This is a genomic window from Mucilaginibacter sp. P4_G9, from assembly GCF_056400985.1.
Genome location: NZ_JBFUKF010000365.1, coordinates 1 through 4,937, shown reverse-complemented (window position 1 = coordinate 4,937; position 4,937 = coordinate 1). Strand labels below are relative to the sequence as shown.

General features: G+C 35.8%; 2 protein-coding genes. Both read left to right on the top strand.

Going from position 1 to position 4,937, the window contains the following annotated elements:
* The first annotated feature begins 685 nt into the window (after positions 1-685).
* Positions 686-2,299, top strand: a complete 1,614-nt coding sequence (locus tag AC1DPZ_RS21765) for a DUF6377 domain-containing protein (RefSeq protein ID WP_477407381.1) — start codon at positions 686-688, stop codon at positions 2,297-2,299.
* Positions 2,300-2,801: 502 nt separating this feature from the next.
* A partial coding sequence (locus tag AC1DPZ_RS21760; protein ID WP_477407379.1) for a SusC/RagA family TonB-linked outer membrane protein occupies positions 2,802-4,937 on the top strand: 2,136 nt, incomplete at its 3' end.

Sequence of the window (4,937 nt, the reverse complement as noted above, 5' to 3'; positions counted from 1 at the left end):
ACCATGTAAATTGATCATCTTAACAAGATCGAGTTCGGTCATATCTAAAGGGAACCCCCCGACGAATAATTTTATCATTATAAGCTTTGATTCAGTTTTAAAGTTAATTGTAAACGAACGAATGTGTTTTTCGTTTCATTTTAATTCAGCAGAATTAACATTATTTTTTCAAAGGTAGTGAGATAAAAACTACATATCCTTAAATTTTTAAAACATAAGCAATTCAAACGGCAAAATTACATCCCGGGCTCTGATTTAGAAGCTTTTTCGACTTTAAACCGAACCGGCCACAAAGTGAATTAAAAATTGACTTCGCTTAATTTTAATTACTTATGCATAACCTTTTTACAAATTTAATTAAACATAATAGGTTGGGTGGTTAATAACATTTGCACTATTGTATATATTTGAAATATAAACCAGCAATTAAATTTTATGATAAAACCAAAAACAACTTAGTCATTTGTGATTGATGGGGACGGTTTTTTTGTGAAGTCGTATTTTGTAATATGCTTAATGCGATGGCCTTTGTTATAAAAAATTCGTGTGTTTTAGCATTCATCAACCGTTTCTGTTTATTATGAATTAACATTGGTATATAAAAATTAATTTTAAGCACCACTTGTGGGATCGGGCTTGTTATTAATTAACTATTTTACTGTATAACCTATTGAATATCTACAAAATGAAATATTACTTCTGCCTGTTTTTTTTGTTAACAAGCTTTTCGGTATCTGCATTAAATGTTACAGACAATTTGATTGATGAGTTGAAAAATGAGATAGCCAAAAAAAATGTTTATGATAATAATAAAGAGCATAGAATAAGAAAGTTGAAACTATATCAATCCAGGCTATCAAAAACAGACTATGATGGTAACTTTTATACCTGGAACAAGCTATACAGCGAATACAAATCTTACCAGTTTGATTCGGCTTATGTTTATGTCGACAAAATGATAGCGGTAAGTAAACTTACGGGTAATAAACCCAGGGAGTATTATAGCTATGTAAAAATGGCTTTCATTTTGCTATCGTCGGGCATGTTTCATGAAGCTTTTTATTTTTTGAATAAAGTGGATGTAAAGGTATTAGACAATCCGGCTAAAATAGATTACTATGTTTTTTTAGGCAGATGTAATTATGATTTGGCTAATTACAGCAACGATAAATATTTTACGCCAAGCTATATTGAAGCCGGTAACACGTTTACCGATTCGGCTATATCTTTTTGCGGTACCGACTATATAAGCCGTTATTATTTGCTTGGCCTGGAAAAGCAACAAGAAAAGAAATATGAGGAAGGTAAAGTATGGTTCAACAAACTGCTTGAAAAAAACATGCCTATAACCATGCACTTACGGGCAATGGTTTCCTGTTCGTTAGGTATGATTTATTTGGAGGACAACCAGCAGCAGCAAGAAGGGCTTAACTTCATGATCCAGTCAGCTATAGCCGATATCAAATCATCAACAAAAGAAACTGTAGCACTTTATACCGTGGCCGATTTGTTATATAAAAATGGCAATATAAAAGATGCTTACAGCTTTATACAACTGGCACAAGAGGATGCGGATTTTTATGGAGCACGACAACGAAAGATGCAGATTGGCTCAATTTTACCGTTAATTGCCGCCGCTGAGCTTAATAATTCCGAGCATCAAAAAAATAAGTTCCTGGTATTCCTGATCGTAATAACCGCGCTGGCATTGCTGGTGGTGTTTTTCCTGGTAATGATATTTAAACAGCTTAATAAGTTAAAAACAAAGGAGCGGATAATTGAGAGTAAAAATGCGCAGTTAAACGAAATCAATGGAAAGCTTATTGAAGACGCTAAAATTAAAGAAGAATATATTGGCCAGTTTTTTAAAGCCATTTCCGGATATATATTAAAGCTCGAGAAATTAAAAATATCCATAGATGCCAAGCTCTCTATGAAAAAGTACGATACTATTCATACCCTCATAAGTGGTATTGATATTAAAAAGGAAAGAGAGAACCTTTATTATAGTTTTGACCACATCTTTGTTAAGATCTTCCCGAATTTTATTGCTGTTTTTAACAGCCTGTTTGATGAAAAAGATCAAACCTGGCCGCAGGAGGATGAAGTGTTAAATACCGATCTGCGCATATTTGCCTTAATTAGAATGGGTATTACCGATAATGATACAATTGCCAAAATACTGGAGTATTCTGTAAATACTATTTATGTTTATAAAATGCGGATAAAGGCAAAATCTTTACATCCCGAGCAGYTTGAACAACGTATCATGAATATTAAAGCATTTGATTTTAATTGAATTTTGAACTGCTTTTTTTATTCCTCAAGGCTCTAAAAGTAATGGTTTTGAATTGCTTTTAGGTTAAAAGAGTACTATAAAATGTAAAAAATACTTATATTTTTTTGATATTAAAAAAATATAAGTATCTGATTTTCATTTACTTGTGTTTTAAAAACTCAATAAATTTTTATATAATCGTTAAAAGAAACCTTTAAACGGCCTTATTGCACTTATTAGGTGTTTTTCTACGTCTATTATATCTAAATTGCATTGGATTTTAAGGTGTGATATTATAAACCATACATTCAACTACCTGTTACTTTAAAATTATTTCCTGTTAAACTTCTTTATTCCGGTATTAATTGGAGGTGTTTGCTGTAACTATTTATGCCTATGTTTTTTGATTATCTCAATCGAAAATATAAACAGATGAAGGGCGTGTGGAGTGTTTGGTACCTATAGTATTTAGCTTTAAAACTAAACCAGTTAATAAAACCAATTCAACTAAATCTCAGTAATTATGCAATTTAAACACCTACTCAACGTATGTTTCTTTGCTGTTATTTTTCTTTTTTCGGTGACCGCTATGGCCCAAAATAAGATCATTACAGGTAAAGTAACCGACAAAAAGGATGGATCCCCATTAATAGGGGTTACAGTTAAAACATCAGTAACCGCACCTGGAGGTACTATAACCAATGCCGAAGGCGAATATCGAATTTCGGTTCCCGGAAACGCTCCTTCTTTATCATTCACCTATCTTGGTTACATAAGCCAAACAGTTAATATTGATAATCGCACAATTGTTAATGTTACCATTGAAGTATCAAGTAAAGCTTTAAATGAGGTAGTTGTAATAGGCTACGGTACCCAGCGTGTACGTGACGCAACGGGTTCTGTAGCGTCATTAGGTACAAAAGATTTCAATAAAGGTGTTATCGCAACGCCAGATCAATTACTGCAAGGCCGTATAGCCGGTGTGCAGGTTACCCCATCAAGCGGCGAGCCCGGCGCAGGTGCTACTATTGCTATACGTGGTGCGGGATCTATCCGCTCAAATGATAACCCGCTTTATGTGGTAGATGGTATACCAATAGACAATAGCGGTACGAGTGGTGGTTACGGCGTTGGTGCCGGTAGCTCATCGGCGCGTAACCCGCTGGCTTTTATTAACCCCGCTGATATTGAAAATATTTCGGTATTAAAAGACGCTTCATCAGCTGCTATTTATGGTGCGCGTGGTGCGAATGGCGTAATTTTAATTACTACGCGTAAAGGTCGTAAAGGTCAGGGAATTCAGTTTTCTGCCAACACCAGTGTGGCAAGTGTAGCAAAACGTTACGATGTGTTGGGTCGTGATGCTTTCTTAAAGGCAGTTGCAAGCGTTGGGGCCAACGCGGGTCCTTCATCAAGTGGTGGTGTGGATTACGGAGGCAATACCGATTGGCAGGATCAGATTTTCCGCACTGCTATATCGCAAGCCTATAACCTGGGGTTTGGAGGAGCAAATAACACTGGTAGTTACCGTGCTTCATTAGGTTATGATGACCAGCAAGGTACCGTAAAAAATTCCTCATTAAAACGCCTTAACGCGCGTATTAATGCTTCTCAATCGTTTTTTAATAGCAGGCTTAAGTTTGATCTGCAATCAACCTATTCAAACGTAAAAGATCAGTTTGCGCCTATTACCAATAACGCAGGTTTTAACGGTAGTTTAGTAGGTGCAGCCATACAATTGAACCCGACGGCTCCGGTATATGATGCCCAGGGCAGATTGTTTAATTTAAATGGCTATAACGATGCCGGATTTCCAACAGGCAACAGTTTCAGAAACCCGGTATCGCTGTTAAATCAAATAGATGACAGGGATAACATTAACCGTTATTTGAATAACCTCACCATGACTTTGCGACTATTTGAAGGCTTGTCATACAAAGGGAATTTTGGGGCAGATATATCAAGAGGTTTAAGGAAAACTTTTTATGATCCTAAGGTTATAGGTTACACGGATGCGATTGGTATCAGAGAACAAAATTTTCCATCTCCAACAGGCAACGGAACTGCTATTTATCAGTATAATAAATTAACGAACTACACTACTGAACACACTTTAAACTACGAGAAGAAGTTTGATAATAATAGCTCAATCACCGCTTTAGCAGGTTATTCTTATCAAACATTTAAAAACTTTAGCCGCAACGAATTTGGTTTTGGTACTTCACAAGCAGGTGTATTAGTTAAAAACTATAACGATTTTAAAACCCACTTAGCTTATCCGGTTGGTGATAGCTCAAGCTACAGGTTACAATCGTACTTTGCACGTGTTAACTATTCCTACAAAGATCGTTACATTCTTACAGGTACAATAAGGAGGGATGGTTCAACTCGTTTCGGAGCAAATCACAAATATGGTAATTTCCCTGCTTTGGCGGCCAAGTGGCGTATAACCAGTGAAAGTTTTATGCCAAAAGAAGGTCTTTTTGATGACCTTAGCCTTAGATTAAACTATGGAAAAACCGGTAACCAGGAAATTCCATCTTATGCGTCTTTGGCTGTAAGTCAAATCAATTATCATGGTAATTCAAATCCGCAAATATATTTGGCAAATCCCGACTTAAAATGGCAGGCTAACACAACTTATGGCGCAGGTATTGAT